22 protein-coding genes are annotated in these 17,012 nt (G+C 65.7%); 21 read left to right on the top strand and 1 reads right to left on the bottom strand.

What is annotated here, in order from left to right; translation table 11 throughout:
• Positions 1–24 precede the first annotated feature (24 nt).
• Positions 25–1,413, bottom strand: coding sequence for a S41 family peptidase (locus KJK29_RS14240; protein ID WP_215119452.1), 1,389 nt, complete (start codon positions 1,411–1,413; stop codon positions 25–27).
• 142 nt (positions 1,414–1,555) lie between these two features.
• Between KJK29_RS14240 and KJK29_RS38815 the strand changes: the two genes are divergently transcribed.
• From KJK29_RS38815 to KJK29_RS14135, 21 genes are all read left to right on the top strand, one after another.
• A complete protein-coding gene (locus KJK29_RS38815) occupies positions 1,556–2,077 on the top strand; it encodes a hypothetical protein (RefSeq protein WP_251057793.1) in 522 nt (173 codons plus the stop codon).
• A 62-nt stretch (positions 2,078–2,139) separates the two neighbouring features.
• Entirely contained in the window at positions 2,140–2,790 is a 651-nt protein-coding gene (locus tag KJK29_RS14230) for a hypothetical protein (RefSeq protein ID WP_215119450.1), read from the top strand.
• Between the two features lie 6 nt (positions 2,791–2,796).
• Positions 2,797–3,339 (top strand): barstar family protein, encoded by a 543-nt coding sequence (locus tag KJK29_RS14225; RefSeq protein WP_215119449.1) that lies wholly within the window; start codon positions 2,797–2,799, stop codon positions 3,337–3,339.
• 135 nt (positions 3,340–3,474) lie between these two features.
• On the top strand, positions 3,475–8,007 hold the full coding sequence (locus KJK29_RS14220) for a DUF6531 domain-containing protein (protein ID WP_215119446.1): 4,533 nt from the start codon (positions 3,475–3,477) through the stop codon (positions 8,005–8,007).
• The gene (locus KJK29_RS14215) at positions 7,976–8,461 is read left to right on the top strand and encodes a hypothetical protein (protein WP_251057791.1); all 486 of its coding nucleotides are present in this window, start codon (positions 7,976–7,978) and stop codon (positions 8,459–8,461) included. The genes KJK29_RS14220 and KJK29_RS14215 overlap by 32 nt, the downstream gene beginning before the upstream one ends.
• A 54-nt stretch (positions 8,462–8,515) precedes the next feature.
• Positions 8,516–9,469 carry an SUKH-3 domain-containing protein gene (locus tag KJK29_RS14210; RefSeq protein ID WP_215119445.1) on the top strand — a complete coding sequence of 318 codons (954 nt, stop codon included), beginning with the start codon at positions 8,516–8,518 and terminating at the stop codon, positions 9,467–9,469.
• 415 nt (positions 9,470–9,884) lie between these two features.
• The gene (rpsJ, locus tag KJK29_RS14205) at positions 9,885–10,193 is read left to right on the top strand and encodes a 30S ribosomal protein S10 (RefSeq protein ID WP_003948644.1); all 309 of its coding nucleotides are present in this window, start codon (positions 9,885–9,887) and stop codon (positions 10,191–10,193) included.
• 17 nt (positions 10,194–10,210) lie between these two features.
• A complete protein-coding gene (rplC, locus tag KJK29_RS14200; protein WP_215119440.1) occupies positions 10,211–10,855 on the top strand; it encodes a 50S ribosomal protein L3 in 645 nt (214 codons plus the stop codon).
• A 7-nt stretch (positions 10,856–10,862) separates the two neighbouring features.
• A complete protein-coding gene (rplD, locus tag KJK29_RS14195) occupies positions 10,863–11,519 on the top strand; it encodes a 50S ribosomal protein L4 (RefSeq protein WP_189728748.1) in 657 nt (218 codons plus the stop codon).
• Positions 11,519–11,938 carry a 50S ribosomal protein L23 gene (gene rplW, locus KJK29_RS14190; protein ID WP_031105224.1) on the top strand — a complete coding sequence of 140 codons (420 nt, stop codon included), beginning with the start codon at positions 11,519–11,521 and terminating at the stop codon, positions 11,936–11,938. The genes rplD and rplW overlap by 1 nt, the downstream gene beginning before the upstream one ends.
• Positions 11,939–11,978: 40 nt before the next feature.
• Positions 11,979–12,815, top strand: a complete 837-nt coding sequence (gene rplB, locus KJK29_RS14185) for a 50S ribosomal protein L2 (protein ID WP_031141294.1) — start codon at positions 11,979–11,981, stop codon at positions 12,813–12,815.
• A gap of 12 nt (positions 12,816–12,827) precedes the next feature.
• Positions 12,828–13,109: a 30S ribosomal protein S19 gene (rpsS, locus tag KJK29_RS14180; protein WP_003992359.1), complete on the top strand. Its 282-nt coding sequence runs from the start codon at positions 12,828–12,830 to the stop codon at positions 13,107–13,109.
• Positions 13,110–13,151: 42 nt separating this feature from the next.
• On the top strand, positions 13,152–13,499 hold the full coding sequence (gene rplV / locus KJK29_RS14175; protein WP_030839668.1) for a 50S ribosomal protein L22: 348 nt from the start codon (positions 13,152–13,154) through the stop codon (positions 13,497–13,499).
• Positions 13,499–14,323 (top strand): 30S ribosomal protein S3, encoded by an 825-nt coding sequence (rpsC, locus tag KJK29_RS14170; protein ID WP_184591448.1) that lies wholly within the window; start codon positions 13,499–13,501, stop codon positions 14,321–14,323. The genes rplV and rpsC overlap by 1 nt, the downstream gene beginning before the upstream one ends.
• Before the next feature lie 5 nt (positions 14,324–14,328).
• On the top strand, positions 14,329–14,748 hold the full coding sequence (gene rplP / locus KJK29_RS14165; protein WP_003992362.1) for a 50S ribosomal protein L16: 420 nt from the start codon (positions 14,329–14,331) through the stop codon (positions 14,746–14,748).
• Positions 14,748–14,972: a 50S ribosomal protein L29 gene (gene rpmC, locus KJK29_RS14160; protein WP_010036720.1), complete on the top strand. Its 225-nt coding sequence runs from the start codon at positions 14,748–14,750 to the stop codon at positions 14,970–14,972. The genes rplP and rpmC overlap by 1 nt, the downstream gene beginning before the upstream one ends.
• Positions 14,972–15,259, top strand: a complete 288-nt coding sequence (rpsQ, locus tag KJK29_RS14155) for a 30S ribosomal protein S17 (RefSeq protein ID WP_003992363.1) — start codon at positions 14,972–14,974, stop codon at positions 15,257–15,259. Before rpmC ends, rpsQ begins: the two co-directional genes overlap by 1 nt.
• Positions 15,260–15,366: 107 nt before the next feature.
• The gene (gene rplN, locus KJK29_RS14150; protein WP_003992364.1) at positions 15,367–15,735 is read left to right on the top strand and encodes a 50S ribosomal protein L14; all 369 of its coding nucleotides are present in this window, start codon (positions 15,367–15,369) and stop codon (positions 15,733–15,735) included.
• Between the two features lie 2 nt (positions 15,736–15,737).
• The gene (gene rplX / locus KJK29_RS14145; RefSeq protein ID WP_053674523.1) at positions 15,738–16,061 is read left to right on the top strand and encodes a 50S ribosomal protein L24; all 324 of its coding nucleotides are present in this window, start codon (positions 15,738–15,740) and stop codon (positions 16,059–16,061) included.
• Complete coding sequence (rplE, locus tag KJK29_RS14140) at positions 16,061–16,618, top strand: 50S ribosomal protein L5 (protein WP_003992366.1); 558 nt, start codon at positions 16,061–16,063, stop codon at positions 16,616–16,618. Before rplX ends, rplE begins: the two co-directional genes overlap by 1 nt.
• Positions 16,619–16,623: 5 nt before the next feature.
• On the top strand, positions 16,624–16,809 hold the full coding sequence (locus KJK29_RS14135) for a type Z 30S ribosomal protein S14 (protein WP_003948630.1): 186 nt from the start codon (positions 16,624–16,626) through the stop codon (positions 16,807–16,809).
• Positions 16,810–17,012 lie beyond the last annotated feature (203 nt).

Genomic DNA, 17,012 nt, shown 5'->3' with positions numbered 1-17,012 from the left:
GCGGGCGGCCCGACAGCGTCCTGGTCAACGCCCCGCTGAAGCCCGACCCCGCAGCTCAGAGACAGCCCGGTCGAACGCGGAGTCCCTCTTCTCCTCGAACTCCTCCTTCGTGAACACCGGCTCGGAGAGGTGGGGCGGGATGCCGGGGCCGTCGTAGGTCCGGCCCGACCGGTTCAGGAACTCCTCGTTGGGGAGGACCGCGGTCATGCCGTTGGGCAGGTCGCGTTCCAGGACGTCGGAGAAGACGCCCTGGGTGGACCGGCCGATGCGGACGGTGTGGCCCGGCCGGTCGATCAGGGCCTGGGTGAAGGTCTCACCGGCGCTGACAGTGGAGCCTGAGGTCAGCACGGCGATGGGCCCGGTGTAACGGGGCCCGTCCGCCGGTACGACCCGGATCGGCTCGGGCCGGGTGTGCCGGTCCGGGTCGCTCGGATGGTTCCGGGCACGCTTGGCGTAGGCGACGTAGGGCGTGTCCGTCAGCCGCTCGGCGATCCGAATACCGAGGGCGTCGGAGCCGCCGCCGTTGATGCGCAGGTCGATGATCAGGCCTTTGAGCCGCTGGGTGCGGTCCTTGGTGAGGACGGTGTCCAGGGCCTTGTCGAGTGCGGCGACGTGGGCGGCGTACGGGGCGTCCTCGGAGGTGTAGCCGGCGAACCCGGAGATACGGAGATAGCCCTGGTCGGCGCGGCCGGGCAGGTCGGCGTAGGTGATGCGGCCGTTCGCGAAGTCCTGGCGGTACGGGGCGCCCTTGAGATCGCGTTCGACGACGAACTTCTTGACCTTGGTGTCCAACTCCTCCGTGGGCACCTCGGTGCCCGGGCGGACCTGGGCGAAGACGTTGTCCCCGTCTTCGACGGCGACATGGGCGTCGTAGAGAGGCCGCACCATGTCACTGAAGATCCCGAAGAGCTCCTTGCGGCTGGTGTCCTTGTGCACCTTGGCCCGATACCGGTCCCGCACGTCCCGCCAGTCGATGCCCTTCGCGGCGAAGAAGGGGTAGTTCTCGGCGAAGGAGTGCCAGAAGACGTCGAAGGAGGTGCGGGGGTCCTTGGGCATGGGGCGGGTGCAGTCGGCGGGCAGTTCCTTGATCCGCCGGAGCGCGCGATGGCCGACGGAACTGTCCGTACCGAGGCTGGCACGGTCCCGGCCCGGCCCGGGGCGGACGGCCAGTACGGTGCCGTCGTCGGTCGTGTACGCGCCAGGGCCGGTGCGCCGCGCGGCCTCGCCCTCGATACAGCTGACGGACGTCGTCTGGAACTCCTGAAGGGTGTCGCCGTCGAGGGAGAGGACGGTGCCGTAGCCGTCCATGCGCCAGACACCGTCGATGCCGGGCCTGCCGGAGCCGGCGGCGACGGGCGCTGCCCCTGCCGCGGCGAGGGCCAGGGCGAGGACGGTGGCTGTGACGGTTCGCATGATCGGTTCCCCCGTTGCGTGGTCGTGTATCTCCTACGGTGCCCGGGGGAGCGGGGGCGGGCCATCCGGCGGGCTGGTGGACGGGGGTGGGGGCAGCCCCCGCTTCCGCTAGTCGACAGCTGTCGTGCCGTGACACTGGAGCATGACTTCAGAACCGGCGCCTCGCGATGACCACCTCGACCTGGACGCCATCGAGGAGCTGTGCGTGGCCTCGACTCCGGATCCGGTCTTGGCCGCCACCGCCAGGGAGACGGTGCCGCTGCTCGTGGCGGAGATCAGGCGCCTGCGCTGGCTCGTCTCCTTCGGAGCGTGCGACACGGCCGGCACGACGGGCACGGAGTTCGTGCTGGCGCTCGACGAGGAGATGCTGGCGTACTTCCGCGAGATGGCGGACGTACTGGTGGAGCACATCGGTATCTCCCGTGCGGAGGCGGTCGCGAGGATCAACGCGGTGTACGGGACGCGGGAGTCGGTCAGCTGGGGTGTGGGACTCCTGGGCCACGAACTGCCCGAGTACTGGGCGTACGGGGTGTACTACGGCCCGGATGACCGGCACCGTCTTCCGATCGGCGACCCGGACGCGGACGCGGACATCGACTTCAGCACACACCCCGTACGCCCCGCCCCGCCGAAGGACTCACCGTTCTGGACGCTGGAGGAGTAGTGGCACGATGTGCGCACGGGAACGAATGACCGAGTGATCGTGCGAACGGGGAGGCCGGCGTCATGGCCCGCTACATGGAGACACTGACCGTCGAGCGGGGCGGTTTCCGGATCAAGGTGCCGGAGACGTGGTGGGAGTTCGACGTACGGCCGGAGTCGCGGGACGACTCGATCCGCCGGATGGTGAGCGAACGTGTGGAGCAGCGGCCGGAGCTGGAGCAGTACCGCGGCACCTACGTCGACTTCCTCCAGAAGGCCGCTGCCGATGCCTGGAAGTCGGGCGCGCTGTACTGCGGCTGCATGGCAGAGAACTTCGGCGGCGACACCCCGATAACCGGCTCGGTGACCGTCTCCCTGGTCGGCGGCCGCAACGAGCGGGGCGAGCCCCTCTCGAACGACCCCTCTGTCATCGCGAGCCAGCTCGCCGTCAAGGAGGCCAAGCGGGAAGGCGACTCCTGGCGCAAGGTGACGACGGTCGACATCCCGGGGGTCGGCCCGGCCGCCCGCACCCACGGCATCGAGGACATCGCCGTACCCGGCGACGCCCTCAACCGCACGATCCGGGCTGTGCTGATGCAGACCTACATCCCCGTGCCCGGTCAGGAGGGCAAGGTGGCCCTGGTCGCCGGCAGCAGCCAGGTGCTCGACCTCGCGGACTCGTTCTTCGACATCTTCGACGCGATCACGTCTACGTTCCGGTTCACGGAGGCCTGATGAGACATGACCGGTGTTGACATCACGGGGACTTCGAAGCCTTGGGTCATCTTCGTTTCGCGAGGAGATACCAGCATTCGTGGGCAGCTGTCAGGGCTGGTGGCGAAGGGAGGACGCGTCCACCACTTCGACTCCCGCGACCTGATCACCGAGGAGCGGATCTACCGCTCGTTCGCTGAGGTGCTGCAGTTCCCCGGCTACTTCGGGAGGAACTGGGACTCTGTGGTGGACTGCCTGGACGACCTGTGCGGTGCGGTGACGGGCGGAGTCGGGATCGCGGGTCTGATCCATGGCACGGATCGACTGGTGGAGGCGGACTTCTTCCCCCTGTTCGTGTCAGTCCTTTGTCAGGGCGCCGACCGTGCGAATGCGGCGGTGGATCTCGATGGGCTCCCCTTGGACCGTCCTGCGATCGCCGAACACTTCGTGTTCGAGTTCCGTCAGTTCGATCGCGAAAAGGTGGCGCTGTGCATCGAACAACCTGACCTCACCGTCACCACCGGCGACTCCTTCGTCGCTGCCGCTCTCAACCCCCAGAGGTGGCACTGAAGTCGCGTGGAGCGGGCCGTGCGCGGACATCGTCCGTGATGTGGGGGCTCGTGTTTCCGTCGAACGGTTGTGCCTTGTAAGTTTACGTGTGCATACGGTTGTTGACGTTGATGTGCGCGTGACGGGGGTTGCGGTATGGCGGGGCACAGGCCGGCGGACTGGCACGTCCTGGACTTGGACAAGGACCCGACGCCGGGTGGTCCGCAGAGGGTGCGCTCGCTTGCGAAGCAGTTGCACGACTTCGCCGACGATGTCTCCGACGCGCTGCGTCTGGTCAAGGGTATGGCGGGTGAGGGCACGCTCCTGGAGTGGGCGGGCAAGTCCGCGGACGTGTTCAAGGAGGACTTCGCGGATGTCCCGAAGAACCTCAAGAAGCTGAAGAGGTCGTACGAGATGTGCGGTGACGCGCTCTCGGACTTCTGGCCGAAGCTGGAGCGGGCCCAGTCCCTGGCCGACAAGGCGCTGGTCAAGGGCCGTGAGGCGCGCGACAACCTCTCCTCGGCCCAGTCGAAGCTGACCTCTGCCGATTCCTGGGTCACCCGGGCCGGCAAGGAGGCGGACAAGTACAAGGACGACCCCACCGGCAGCAAGTCGGACGCGGACAAGCCGGACGAGGCGAAGGTCCGCGCCGCCACCCGCGATGTCCAGCACGCCAAGTCGGCCCAGTCCAAGGCCCAGTCGGACGTCTCCGACGCCCAGGATGCCCTGGCGGCGGCGAAGAAGATGGCCGCGGACGCCCGCACAATGCGCGACGAGGCGGCCCGTGAGGCGAAGTCGAAGATCGACGAGGCCTCGGACGCGGGCATTCAGAACCGCTCGTGGTGGGAGGAGGTCGGCGACTGGTTCACCGACAACTGGGACACCATCGTCGCGGTCTGCAAGGTCGTCGTCGCGGTCGTCGGCATCGTGGCGATGATCATCGGCGGTCCGATCCTGGGCGCGATCGTGCTGATCGCGGGGCTCGTGGTGCTGGCCGACTCGCTCTACAAATATTCCAAGGGACAGGCGTCCCTATGGGACGTGGGCCTGGCGGCCCTGGACTGCATACCCGGCATGAAGGGCCTGACCACGCTCGGCGGCCTGGCCAAGGGCCTCAAGGGCGTCAAGGCGATGCGCCTGAAAGGGGTGGCCAACGCTGTAAGGGGCCTCGCCAAGAACGGCCGGGCGGTTGTCGCGGACGGCGCGAAGGGCGCGTACGACCGGGTCAAGTCCTTGTTCAAGCGTTGCGGTGACCCGGTCGATCCGGCAACTGGCTACATGTTCATGGAGCAGACCGACATCACGTTGCCTGGAACGCTCCCCCTCGCCTTCAAGCGTCACGTGTCCTCGGGCTACCACAGCGGCTGGTGGTTCGGTCCCGGTTGGGCCTCCACTATTGATCAACGCCTGGAGGTCGATGAACATGGAATCGTGTTCGTCACCGAGGACGGCATGCTGCTCACGTATCCGCATCCGGAAGGGGCGGGGGACACGGTGCTGCCAGGTTCGGGCCCGCGCTGGCCGCTGGTGGGCACGGACCAAGGCGGTTACCAGATCACTGACCCGAGTACGGGCCACAGCCGTCATTTTTCTTCGCCTGCTGACGGGTTGGCGTTGCTGGAGCGGATAGTTGACCGCAATGGCAACACGATCACGTTCGATTACGACTCCGAGGGTGTACCCATTGGGATTCGTCACTCGGGCGGCTACTGCCTAGCGCTCACTGTCGAGGAGCACCGTGTCACTGCCCTGCAGCTGGTCGCCGCCGCCGAAGACGGCTCGGGTTCGGATCTCACGATCAAGCGCTATGGCTACGCCGATGGCAATCTCGCCCAGATAATCGACTCCTCTGGCCAGCCGACGCAGTTCACTTATGACGAACGCCTTCGCATCACGTCGTGGGAGGACACGAACCAGTCTCGCTACCACTACGCCTACGACTACCAGGATCGCTGCGTGGAGCAGGGCGGCGAGGCCGGGCACCTTGCCAATACCTTCACCTACGACGGTATCGATTCCGCCTGGCCCGACTGTCGTATCACCAAGGTTTCCCCGGCTGATGGCTCCACCTCCAGCTTTGCCATCAACGACGCGTGCTTGGTCGTCGGAGAGGTCGACCCACTGGGTTACGTCACCCGCCATACTTTCGACGATCACAACCAGTTGCGCGCTCGGACTGATGCGCTGGGCCATACGACGGGTTTTACGTGGGACGAGGACGGAAACCTCCTTGTCGTCCAGCACGCCGACGGCGCACGTACGGTCATGGGCTACAACAGTTTCGGCCAACCGGTCGAAGTCGTGGAGCCCGGTGGCGCCCGCTGGTGCTACACCTATGACGATCGAGGAAACCACCTCACGACACTCACTCCGGAATCGGCGCTTAGTCGATTCTCCTACGATGACTACGGTCGGCGGACTGCGATCACGGATCCGCTCGGCAGCACCGCGGTGGTCGAGTGCGACGGGGCTGGCCTGCCGATCAAGGTCACGGATCCGGCAGGTGGCATTACCCGATATGAGAGGGACGGTTTCGGGCGCCCTGCCAAGGTGACTGATCCGGTGGGAGCTACGACGCACCTGGACTGGACGGTTGAAGGAAGGATCTCCCGTCGAGTGGCACCAGACGGTAGCACCGAGTCGTGGACGTACGACGGAGAAGGAAACTGCACTACCTATACCGATGCCATTGGCGGTGTGACCACCTGTGAGTACACGCACTTTGATCTACTGACCGCCCGTACGGCACCGGACGGCACGCGATACAGCTTCGAGCACGACTCAGAACTCCGGCTCAGCAAGGTCACCGATCCGCTCGGCATGCAGTGGACGTATCAGTACGACCACAGCGGTCGCCTGATGGCAGAGACCGACTTCGACGGCCGTACGCACACCTACGCCCATGACGCGGCCGGCGGGCTGGCGGTCTGGACGACCCCTTCTGGCCAGACGATCCGTTACGAGCGAGATGTGCTCGGACGCGCGGTGTCGAAGGACCTTGCGGGCACAGTAACCACCTACGCGTATGACGAGGCAGGCGATCTGGTCGAGGCCTGCGGTCCTGACGCGGTACTCACCCTGGAACGGGACCGAGAGAGGCGGGTGACTGCGGAAACCGTCAATTACCGGACAACGAGGTACACCTACGACGCGGCGGGGCGTCGTACGGGCCGTACCACACCGTCTGGTGCGGTGAGCAATTGGTCGTACGATGCCGTAGGTAACCGCTCCGGCCTAGCGACTTCCGGTCGGTTCCTGAGTTTCACGCACGACGCAGCGGGCCGGGAACTGTCTCGCCGTATAGGCGAAAACCTCAGGCTCGAACAAGGCTTTGACTCCATGGGCCGTCTGACCCGACAGGAACTTGTCGGCTTGGACGACTCTCGTGTTCAAAGCCGTACCTACACCTACCGCGCTGATGGGTACCTCGTCGGCACTACCGATCAGCTGAGCGGAACTCGTCACTTCGACTTGGATGCTGTCGGCAGGGTCACTGGTGTTCGTGCCGCCGGGTGGACCGAGTCCTACGCGTATGACGCGGCAGGCAATCAGACCCGAGCGTCGTGGCCTACGGGGATGCCGGGCCAGGAAGCCATCGGCCCGCGTAGCTACGTTGGCACACGCATCCACCGCGCAGGGGGGATTCGCTATGAGCACGATGATGCGGGGCGTATCGCACTACGTCAGAAGACCCGTCTCTCCCGCAAGCCGGACACCTGGCGCTACACCTGGGACGCCGAGGACCGGCTTACGTCCGTTGTCACTCCTGACGGCACGCGCTGGCGATACCTATACGATCCGCTCGGCCGGCGCATAGCGAAGCAACGCCTGTCCGCGACTGGTGGGCTCGTAGCCGAACAAGTGAACTTCACCTGGGACGGAAACACTCTGTGCGAGCAGACCAGTCTCTCTGCCGGTGATGATGAAGCGATCACGCTCACGTGGGACCACGACGGCCTGCGCCCGCTGACGCAGACCGAACGCAAGACGACCGTCGATGCCGATACGACACAGCTGGAGGTCGACCGTCGCTTCTACGCCATCGTCACTGATCTCGTCGGTACTCCTACCGAACTCCTCGACGAACAGGGCGAAATAGCCTGGCGCACGCGTACAACTCTGTGGGGTTGCACTGCTTGGAACCGTGGAGCTGTCGCCTACACTCCGCTCCGATATCCGGGTCAATACCACGACCCCGAAACTGGTCTCCACTACAATCACTTTCGCCACTACGACCCGGAAACCGCTCGATATCTCACCCCCGATCCGCTTGGCCTCGCCCCTTCCCCGAATCCCGTCACCTATGTCCACAATCCTCATACCTGGGCCGATCCACTCGGTCTGACTCCATGCAAGGAAGAAGAAATTCTTCCGGAGGGCTACACGTCATCTCCGGCGCTGGAGAAGGACCCCTACCACCCGGATATGGTCCAGAAGCGGCGGGCCGAAAACGAGGAACTCTACGCCGCGACTCCGGCGGATCGAGCTGCTGAGCTCGGGTACAGGAGAAGAATCTCGCCTCAGAAGGCCCCCTTTCATTCCCACGGGCAAGAAGTCTTCTTCAACGGGAAGAACTACATTACGCCGGACGTGGACGGCCACAACGTCTCTGACGGGTGGAAGATGTTCAACAAGAAGGGGCAGAGGGTTGGCACGTATGACGCAGACCTCAACTACATCAAGAAGTGACGCCTTCTCCATTCAGGTGGTGTCCGTTCCCTCGCAGGCAGAGGGTGAAGTCGGAAGTGGTGCCATTGGCCGTATCACGGTGCGGGATTTCGTAGAGGATTTTCCGATGGACCTAACCTATTGGAAGGTAGAACAATATCGCGCCAGTTGGGTCCGGTCTTTGAAGGCTCTAGAGCTCGGTGGTGATGCCGCATCGTGCCTCATTTCATCCATCACGAACCCGGAGACTAGTAACTTCATTTTCTGTTGGCCCCTCTACAAGTCAGGGGATATTGTCTACGTTCAGAACTCGATTATATTCCTTGGGGAACTCGAAGAGGAATTCGTTCCTGATGAGCCCTGGCGCTTTGTGGAACCGCGATCCACGGTTGACGAAGATGGGCATGAGATCTCTGAATGGCAGACGACTGCCGATGAAGTCAGAGAGTTTCTCCGTACGGTGGAGTCCTCCTGAGGTGCACGCTCTGCGAACATGTTTGGGGCACTGGGCGTTCGGGTGGTGATGTAAGTGAGTACCGATCAGGCACGTGATTGGTCCCCGCAGACCGAAGAGGTCCTGCGACGCGCGGGTTGGCGACCCGGCCGTTTCGTGCCGACGGACACCTGGGAGTCGATCCTGCGCGAGCGTGGGTCCTTCGTGGCCCATGAGGCCGCGCGTCGCTTCCTCTCCGAGTTCGGCGGTCTCGTGACGTACGGCTGGCCCGCCGATTCGATCGCCACCTCGTCGGCCATCCGGTTCGACCCGCTCGGGGCCCAATGGCAGGACGAGCGATTCGCCAGGGCGAGCCGGGAAGCGGGGGAGTCCCTCTATCCCATCGGCATGGCGGATGAGGGTGCCAGCTTCCTGGGCATCACCGAGAACGGGGCGCTCCATCTCCTGAGGGACCGCGTGGAGCCGCTGGCCACGTCCACCGACCAGGCGCTGGACCGCCTGGTGGCGGCGCAGGCGGCGCGGTCTGCCCTCTGGACACCCGGCGCGCCGGCGGCCGGGCACTCCTTCTGGACGCGGCTCGACACTGTCGAGACCGGTACGGACGCCGGGCAGCGCTGGCCCCTGGAGACGGACCGGGTGCTGCGGGCCGGCGGTTGGTTCCCGGGCCGGGCGGTTCCCACGGAGACCTGGGAGAGCATCCTTTTGCAGACTGGCGAGTTCGGGATCCACGGCGCGGCACGGCGCTTTCTGGCGGAGTTCGGAGCCGTCGGAGTGCCCTACCGGAAGCCCAGGGGCTCGATGCCGTGGACGCAGTTCTCGCTGGACCCGCTGCCGGCGATCTGGGACGGGGAGATCATCGACGACCTCGCCGAGCAGGCCGGCGTCGATCTGTACCCCATCGGTATGCGCGACCGCGGGAACCAGCACCTGGCCATGGCGGAGGACGGCTCGCTCTATGCCGGCATGGACAGCGTCTGGCTGTTGGCTCCCACACTCGACGAGGCGCTGCAGAGACTCACCGGGGTTTGACCTCCGTCACCCCCGGGGTATTCTCCTCGGCTCGATTGGCGCAGCCCCCGCCCCCTATGGCAGACTGTCCGAGTTGCTCGGTCGAGTGTTGATGCTGCGCGCCTCCCGCCGGGAGGACCGGAAGCGAGTCCCACAGTACTCGTCGCCCCAACTGCCATACGGCAGCGCTGAGGCGGACGTACGGGAATCTTTCGGGAAGTGTCAGTGCGGCGCCGGCCAGGCACCCGGTGGGCCTTTCGCCCCCGGCTCGCGGTTCCGGCAGGGCCGTGTGCAATCCCGCAGGGATGTTCGAACAAGGGGCATCCATGTCAGCGAGAGTGCGACACGCCCGACCGCGTGGGTCGGAGGAACGAAGGCAGCAGAAGGAATCCGCCGGGTTCCAGAGCGTTACGAGAGACAGGACTACTGAGTAGCCATGGCGGGACAGAAGATCCGCATCCGGCTCAAGGCCTACGACCACGAGGTCATCGACTCCTCGGCGAAGAAGATCGTCGAGACGGTGACCCGCACTGGTGCGTCGGTCGCGGGCCCGGTGCCGCTGCCCACTGAGAAGAACGTGTACTGCGTCATCAAGTCGCCGCACAAGTACAAGGACTCGCGCGAGCACTTCGAGATGCGCACGCACAAGCGCCTGATCGACATTCTCGACCCGACCCCCAAGACCGTTGACTCTCTGATGCGACTCGACCTCCCGGCCGGTGTCGACATCGAGATCAAGCTCTGAAGGCCGGTGATCTGAGAATGGCTAAGCAGATCAAGGGCATCCTGGGCGAGAAGCTCGGCATGACGCAGGTGTGGGACGCGAACAACCGTGTTGTTCCGGTCACCGTCGTCAAGGCCGGCCCCAACGTCGTCACCCAGGTCCGCACGAACGACGTCGACGGCTACGAGTCCGTCCAGATCGCGTTCGGCGAGATCGACCCGCGCAAGGTGAACAAGCCCCTCAAGGGCCACTTCGCCAAGGCCGACGTCACTCCCCGCCGCCACCTCGTCGAGATCCGTACCGCTGACGCCAGCGAGTACACCCTCGGCCAGGAGATCACCGCCGAGGTGTTCGAGGCCGGCCTCAAGGTCGACGTGACCGGCAAGAGCAAGGGCAAGGGCTTCGCCGGTGTCATGAAGCGTCACAACTTCCGTGGCCTCGGCGCCGGACACGGCACCCAGCGCAAGCACCGCTCCCCCGGTTCCATCGGTGGCTGCGCCACCCCGGGCCGCGTGTTCAAGGGCCTCCGCATGGCGGGTCGCATGGGCAACGAGCGGGTCACCACCCAGAACCTGACCGTCCACGCCGTTGACGCGGAGAAGGGTCTGCTGCTCATCAAGGGCGCGGTTCCCGGTCCGAACGGCGGCCTCGTCCTGGTCCGCACCGCGGCCAAGGGGGCCTGAGGTACCGATGAGCACTGTTGACATCCTTTCGCCTGCAGGCGAGAAGACCGGTAGCGTCGAGCTCCCCGCGGAGATCTTCGGCGTGGAGAAGATCAGCATCCCGCTGATCCACCAGGTCGTCGTCGCGCAGAACGCCGCTGCCCGCCAGGGCACGCACAAGACCAAGCGTCGCGGTGAAGTCCGTGGTGGCGGCAAGAAGCCGTACCGCCAGAAGGGCACCGGTCGCGCCCGTCAGGGCTCGACCCGCGCGCCGCAGTTCGCCGGTGGTGGCGTCGTGCACGGTCCCGTGCCGCGCGACTACTCGCAGCGGACCCCGAAGAAGATGAAGGCTGCCGCTCTGCGTCACGCCCTCACCGACCGGGCCCGCCACAACCGCATCCACGTCGTCTCCGGCGTCATCGAGGGTGAGAACCCGTCGACGAAGGCCGCCAAGTCGCTGTTCGGCAAGATCTCGGAGCGCAAGAACCTGCTCCTGGTCGTCGACCGCGCCGATGAGGCCGCGTGGCTGTCCGCCCGTAACCTGCCCCAGGTCCACATCCTGGAGCCGGGCCAGCTGAACACGTACGACGTTCTCGTCTCGGACGACGTGGTCTTCACCCAGGCCGCCTTCGAGTCCTTCGTGTCCGGCCCGAAGGCCAATGACACCGAAGGGAGCGAGGCCTGATGGCTATCCGTCACCCCGCCATTGCCTCCAAGGCGGCGAAGAAGGCCAAGGCCGCGCGCGTCGCCAAGGCGCGCCGCCACGCCGCCGAGGGCAAGAACACCGTCGAGACCCCGCTGAGCAAGTCCTTCACGGACCCCCGTGACGTGCTGCTCAAGCCGGTTGTCTCGGAGAAGAGCTACGCGCTCCTCGACGAGGGCAAGTACACGTTCGTCGTCGACCCGAGCGCCAACAAGACCCAGATCAAGCAGGCCGTCCAGGCGGTCTTCTCGGTCAAGGTCACCGGGGTCAACACGATCAACCGCCAGGGCAAGCGCAAGCGGACCCGCACCGGCTTCGGCCAGCGCGCGTCCACCAAGCGCGCGATCGTGACCCTCGCTGAGGGCGACCGTATCGACATCTTCGGCGGTCCGACCGCCTGAGGGCGGTCCGGATCGTCCGATATCGGACGAGGACTGAGAAATGGGAATCCGCAAGTACAAGCCGACTACGCCGGGCCGTCGCGGCTCCAGCGTCGCCGACTTCGTCGAGGTCACGCGGTCCACGCCGGAGAAGTCGTTGGTCCGCCCCCTGCACAGCAAGGGTGGCCGTAACAACTCCGGTCGTGTGACCGTCCGCCACCAGGGCGGTGGCCACAAGCGCGCCTACCGCGTGATCGACTTCCGTCGTCACGACAAGGACGGCGTGCCGGCGAAGGTCGCGCACATCGAGTACGACCCCAACCGCACCGCGCGCATCGCGCTCCTGCACTACGCGGACGGCGAGAAGCGCTACATCCTCGCGCCGCGTGGCCTGAGCCAGGGCGACCGCGTCGAGAACGGTCCCGGGGCCGACATCAAGCCGGGCAACAACCTTGCCCTGCGCAACATCCCGGTCGGTACGACGCTGCACGCCATCGAGCTGCGTCCCGGCGGCGGTGCGAAGTTCGCCCGCTCCGCCGGCGCCTCGGTGCAGCTGCTCGCGAAGGAGGGCTCGATGGCCCACCTCCGCATGCCGTCCGGTGAGATCCGCCTGGTCGACCAGCGCTGCCGCGCCACGGTCGGCGAGGTGGGCAACGCCGAGCAGAGCAACATCAACTGGGGTAAGGCGGGCCGTAAGCGCTGGCTGGGCGTTCGCCCGACCGTGCGTGGTGTGGTCATGAACCCGGTGGACCACCCGCACGGTGGTGGCGAAGGCCGTACCTCGGGTGGTCGTCACCCGGTGTCCCCCTGGGGCAAGAAGGAAGGCCGTACTCGTTCGCCCAAGAAGGCGTCGAACAAGTACATCGTCCGCCGCCGCAAGACGAACAAGAAGCGCTAAGGACGGGTTGAGATGCCTCGTAGCTTGAAGAAGGGGCCCTTCGTCGACGACCACCTGATCAAGAAGGTGGACGCACAGAACGAAGCCGGCACCAAGAACGTCATCAAGACCTGGTCCCGTCGCTCCATGATCGTGCCGGCCATGCTCGGCCACACGCTCGCGGTGCACAACGGCAAGACCCACATTCCGGTGTTTGTCACCGAGTCGATGGTCGGCCACAAGCTCGGCGAGTTCTCGCCGACGCGCACCTTCCGGGGTCACGTCAAGGACGACCGGAAGTCGAAGCGCCGCTAAGCGCGGGGTGGAATGACCATGACAGACACTGGAAGGACAACCATGGAAGCCAGGGCCCAGGCGCGGTACATCCGCGTCACGCCCATGAAGGCCCGCCGCGTGGTGGACCTCATCCGTGGCCTGAACGCCACGGAGGCTCAGGCGGTCCTGCGTTTCGCCCCGCAGGCCGCGAGCCAGCCGGTCGGCAAGGTGCTGGACAGCGCCATTGCCAACGCCGCGCACAACTACGACCACACCGATGTCGACAGCCTCTTCGTCTCCGAGGCCTACGTCGACGAGGGCCCGACCCTGAAGCGGTTCCGTCCGCGCGCCCAGGGCCGTGCCTACCGGATCCGCAAGCGGACCAGCCACATCACCGTGGTCGTCAGCAGCAAGGAAGGAACCCGGTAATGGGCCAGAAGGTAAACCCGCACGGGTTCCGGCTCGGTGTCACGACCGACTTCAAGTCGCGTTGGTACGCCGACAAGCTGTACAAGGACTACGTCAAGGAAGACGTCGCCATCCGTCGGATGATGACGTCCGGCATGGAGCGCGCCGGCATCTCGAAGGTGGAGATCGAGCGCACCCGTGACCGTGTGCGTGTGGACATCCACACCGCGCGTCCCGGCATCGTCATCGGCCGCCGTGGCGCCGAGGCCGACCGCATCCGCGGTGACCTCGAGAAGCTCACGGGCAAGCAGGTCCAGCTGAACATCCTCGAGGTCAAGAGCCCCGAGACCGACGCTCAGCTGGTTGCCCAGGCCGTCGCCGAGCAGCTCTCCTCCCGCGTCTCCTTCCGTCGCGCCATGCGCAAGAGCATGCAGGGCACGATGAAGGCCGGCGCCAAGGGCATCAAGATCCAGTGCGGTGGCCGCCTCGGTGGCGCCGAGATGTCCCGCTCGGAGTTCTACCGCGAGGGCCGTGTGCCCCTGCACACCCTCCGCGCGAACGTGGACTACGGCTTCTTCGAGGCCAAGACGACCTTCGGCCGCATCGGTGTGAAGGTCTGGATCTACAAGGGCGACGTCAAGAACATCGCCGAGGTCCGCGCCGAGAACGCTGCTGCCCGTGCGGGTAACCGCCCGGCCCGCGGCGGTGCCGACCGCCCGGCCCGTGGTGGCCGCGGTGGCGAGCGGCGCGGTCGCAAGCCGCAGCAGGCTGCCGGCGCCGAGGCCCCCAAGGCCGAGGCTCCCGCGTCCGCCGCTCCGGCTGAGAGCACCGGAACGGAGGCCTGACCGACATGCTGATCCCCCGTAGGGTCAAGCACCGCAAGCAGCACCACCCCAAGCGCAACGGCATGTCCAAGGGTGGCACGCAGGTTGCGTTCGGCGAGTACGGCATTCAGGCCCTGACCCCGGCTTACGTGACGAACCGGCAGATCGAGGCAGCTCGTATCGCCATGACCCGTCACATCAAGCGTGGCGGCAAGGTCTGGATCAACATCTACCCGGACCGTCCCCTCACGAAGAAGCCCGCCGAGACCCGCATGGGTTCCGGTAAGGGTTCTCCGGAGTGGTGGATCGCCAACGTCAAGCCCGGACGCGTGATGTTCGAGCTGTCGTACCCCAACGAGAAGATCGCGCGCGAGGCCCTGACCCGTGCGGCTCACAAGCTGCCGATGAAGTGCAAGATCGTCAAGCGCGAGGCAGGTGAAGCGTGATGTCGGCCGGTACCAAGGCGTCCGAGCTGCGCGAGCTGGGCAACGAGGAGCTGCTCAACAAGCTCCGCGAGGCCAAGGAAGAGCTGTTCAACCTCCGCTTCCAGGCGGCGACGGGTCAGCTCGAGAACCACGGCCGGCTGAAGGCCGTCCGTAAGGACATCGCGCGGATCTACACCCTGATGCGTGAGCGCGAGCTGGGCATCGAGACGGTGGAGAGCGCCTGATGAGTGAGAGCAACGTGACTGAGCAGACTGCAGAGGCCCGCGGCTTCCGCAAGACCCGCGAGGGTCTCGTCGTCAGCGACAAGATGGACAAGACCGTCGTCGTCGCCGTCGAGGACCGCGTCAAGCACGCGCTGTACGGCAAGGTCATCCGCCGTACCAACAAGCTCAAGGCGCACGACGAGCAGAACGCCGCGGGTGTCGGCGACCGTGTCCTCCTCATGGAGACCCGGCCGCTGTCCGCGACGAAGCGCTGGCGCGTCGTCGAGATCCTCGAGAAGGCCAAGTAATCCCTCCTAGGGGGACCCCCTAGGAATAGTTCCGCCAGGCTCGGCAGGGGCCGACCTCGCAAGAGGAGAGCCCCTGCCGGGAACCGGCAGACAACCAGGAGATAGACGTGATCCAGCAGGAGTCGCGACTGCGTGTCGCCGACAACACGGGTGCGAAGGAAATCCTCTGCATCCGTGTGCTCGGTGGCTCCGGTCGCCGCTACGCGGGTATCGGTGACGTCATCGTCGCCACCGTCAAGGACGCGATCCCCGGCGGCAACGTGAAGAAGGGTGACGTCATCAAGGCGGTCATCGTTCGCACCGTCAAGGAGCGCCGCCGTCCCGACGGCTCGTACATCCGCTTCGACGAGAACGCCGCTGTCATTCTGAAGAACGACGGCGACCCTCGTGGCACCCGTATCTTCGGCCCGGTCGGCCGTGAGCTGCGCGAGAAGAAGTTCATGAAGATCATCTCCCTCGCGCCGGAGGTGCTGTGAGCATGAAGATCAAGAAGGGCGACCTGGTCCAGGTCATCACCGGTAAGGACAAGGGCAAGCAGGGCAAGGTCATTGCCGCTTACCCGCGCGACGAGCGTGTCCTGGTCGAGGGTGTCAACCGGGTCAAGAAGCACACCAAGGCAGGTCCGACGGCTCGCGGTTCGCAGGCCGGCGGCATCGTCACCACCGAAGCGCCGATCCACGTCTCCAACGTCCAGCTGGTCGTGGAGAAGGACGGCAACAAGGTCGTGACCCGCGTCGGTTACCGCTTCGACGACGAAGGCAACAAGATCCGCGTTGCCAAGCGGACGGGTGAGGACATCTGATGACGACCACCACCAGCCCGCGTCTGAAGCAGAAGTACCGTGAGGAGATCACGGGCAAGCTGCGTGACGAGTTCAAGTACGAGAACGTCATGCAGATCCCCGGTCTCGTCAAGATCGTGGTCAACATGGGTGTGGGCGACGCCGCCCGCGACTCCAAGCTGATCGAGGGTGCCATCAAGGACCTCACCACGATCACCGGTCAGAAGCCGGCCGTCACCAAGGCCCGCAAGTCCATCGCGCAGTTCAAGCTGCGTGAGGGCCAGCCGATCGGTGCCCACGTCACGCTCCGTGGCGACCGCATGTGGGAGTTCCTGGACCGCACCCTGTCGCTCGCGCTGCCGCGCATCCGCGACTTCCGCGGCCTGTCCCCCAAGCAGTTCGACGGCCGTGGCAACTACACCTTCGGTCTCACGGAGCAGGTCATGTTCCACGAGATCGACCAGGACAAGATCGACCGCACCCGGGGTATGGACATCACCGTGGTGACCACGGCGACCAACGACGCTGAGGGCCGCGCGCTCCTTCGTCACCTCGGCTTCCCCTTCAAGGAGGCGTGAGCGAGATGGCGAAGAAGGCTCTGATCGCGAAGGCTGCTCGCAAGCCCAAGTTCGGTGTGCGTGGCTACACCCGCTGCCAGCGCTGTGGCCGCCCGCACTCCGTGTACCGCAAGTTCGGCCTGTGCCGCGTGTGCCTTCGTGAGATGGCTCACCGTGGCGAGCTGCCGGGCGTGACCAAGAGCTCCTGGTAATCCCCCTTTTAGGGATTAGCAGGGCTCTCGGTAAGCAATGGGCGTGTCAGGCGCCCTCCCCTTCATGGCTTAGGCTTGGAGGGTTGGGCGCCTGACGGTCGCCCGTACGACTTACTACGCCGTAGGTCCACCGCGCCGCACCCGTCCCGTCTCGGATCGGGGAGAGGGATGGCGCACCAGGAAACCCCGGCGAGAGAGGCCGA

The sequence above is a fragment of the Streptomyces koelreuteriae genome (assembly GCF_018604545.1).
In the GTDB taxonomy this organism is placed as follows: Bacteria; Actinomycetota; Actinomycetes; order Streptomycetales; family Streptomycetaceae; genus Streptomyces; species Streptomyces koelreuteriae.
This window is presented reverse-complemented; position numbering and strand designations above follow the sequence as displayed.

Excerpts from the sequence above, each read along its gene's own strand:
- KJK29_RS14230 (WP_215119450.1), top strand. The coding sequence starts at position 2,140 with ATGGCCCGCTACATGGAGACACTGACCGTCGAGCGGGGCGGTTTCCGG.
- KJK29_RS14215 (WP_251057791.1), top strand. The coding sequence starts at position 7,976 with ATGACGCAGACCTCAACTACATCAAGAAGTGACGCCTTCTCCATTCAG.
- rplP (WP_003992362.1), top strand. The coding sequence starts at position 14,329 with ATGCTGATCCCCCGTAGGGTCAAGCACCGCAAGCAGCACCACCCCAAG.
- rplC (WP_215119440.1), top strand. The coding sequence starts at position 10,211 with ATGGCTAAGCAGATCAAGGGCATCCTGGGCGAGAAGCTCGGCATGACG.
- rpsJ (WP_003948644.1), top strand. The coding sequence starts at position 9,885 with ATGGCGGGACAGAAGATCCGCATCCGGCTCAAGGCCTACGACCACGAG.
- KJK29_RS14135 (WP_003948630.1), top strand. The coding sequence starts at position 16,624 with ATGGCGAAGAAGGCTCTGATCGCGAAGGCTGCTCGCAAGCCCAAGTTC.
- rplW (WP_031105224.1), top strand. The coding sequence starts at position 11,519 with ATGGCTATCCGTCACCCCGCCATTGCCTCCAAGGCGGCGAAGAAGGCC.
- KJK29_RS14220 (WP_215119446.1), top strand. The coding sequence starts at position 3,475 with ATGGCGGGGCACAGGCCGGCGGACTGGCACGTCCTGGACTTGGACAAG.
- rplV (WP_030839668.1), top strand. The coding sequence starts at position 13,152 with ATGGAAGCCAGGGCCCAGGCGCGGTACATCCGCGTCACGCCCATGAAG.
- rpsC (WP_184591448.1), top strand. The coding sequence starts at position 13,499 with ATGGGCCAGAAGGTAAACCCGCACGGGTTCCGGCTCGGTGTCACGACC.
- rplX (WP_053674523.1), top strand. The coding sequence starts at position 15,738 with ATGAAGATCAAGAAGGGCGACCTGGTCCAGGTCATCACCGGTAAGGAC.
- rpsQ (WP_003992363.1), top strand. The coding sequence starts at position 14,972 with ATGAGTGAGAGCAACGTGACTGAGCAGACTGCAGAGGCCCGCGGCTTC.
- KJK29_RS38815 (WP_251057793.1), top strand. The coding sequence starts at position 1,556 with ATGACTTCAGAACCGGCGCCTCGCGATGACCACCTCGACCTGGACGCC.
- KJK29_RS14240 (WP_215119452.1), bottom strand. The coding sequence starts at position 1,413 with ATGCGAACCGTCACAGCCACCGTCCTCGCCCTGGCCCTCGCCGCGGCA.
- rplB (WP_031141294.1), top strand. The coding sequence starts at position 11,979 with ATGGGAATCCGCAAGTACAAGCCGACTACGCCGGGCCGTCGCGGCTCC.
- KJK29_RS14225 (WP_215119449.1), top strand. The coding sequence starts at position 2,797 with ATGACCGGTGTTGACATCACGGGGACTTCGAAGCCTTGGGTCATCTTC.
- rpsS (WP_003992359.1), top strand. The coding sequence starts at position 12,828 with ATGCCTCGTAGCTTGAAGAAGGGGCCCTTCGTCGACGACCACCTGATC.
- rpmC (WP_010036720.1), top strand. The coding sequence starts at position 14,748 with ATGTCGGCCGGTACCAAGGCGTCCGAGCTGCGCGAGCTGGGCAACGAG.
- rplE (WP_003992366.1), top strand. The coding sequence starts at position 16,061 with ATGACGACCACCACCAGCCCGCGTCTGAAGCAGAAGTACCGTGAGGAG.
- rplD (WP_189728748.1), top strand. The coding sequence starts at position 10,863 with ATGAGCACTGTTGACATCCTTTCGCCTGCAGGCGAGAAGACCGGTAGC.